Genomic DNA, 282 nt, shown 5'->3' on the forward strand with positions numbered 1-282 from the left:
TGTACCGAAGTTAGGAGTGTTTATATGTCATTTGTAGTGGCGAGAATGCAGAAGATGAAATCAGGAAATTTAGTTGGGGTAGGTAATCATAATCAGAGAAATACAGACAATCATTCGAACAAAGATATTGATGTTGAACGGTCGCATTTAAATTATGATTTGGTCAATCGGACAGAAAACTATAAACGAGATATTGAGCAATTTATTAACGACAACAAATCAAGTAGTCGTGCTGTCAGAAAAGATGCTGTATTAATAAACGAATGGATCATAACTTCTGAC

Annotated in this window: 1 protein-coding gene; it reads left to right on the top strand. The window is 34.4% G+C overall.

Going from position 1 to position 282, the window contains the following annotated elements; all coding sequences use genetic code 11:
• Nucleotides 1–24: 24 nt before the first annotated feature.
• On the top strand, nt 25–282 hold a 258-nt coding region (locus AC973_RS09080; protein WP_192829000.1), incomplete at its 3' end, for a plasmid recombination protein.

This window comes from Carnobacterium sp. 1290_CSPC (genome assembly GCF_001053265.1).
Classification (GTDB): Bacteria; Bacillota; Bacilli; order Lactobacillales; family Aerococcaceae; genus Aerococcus; species Aerococcus urinaeequi.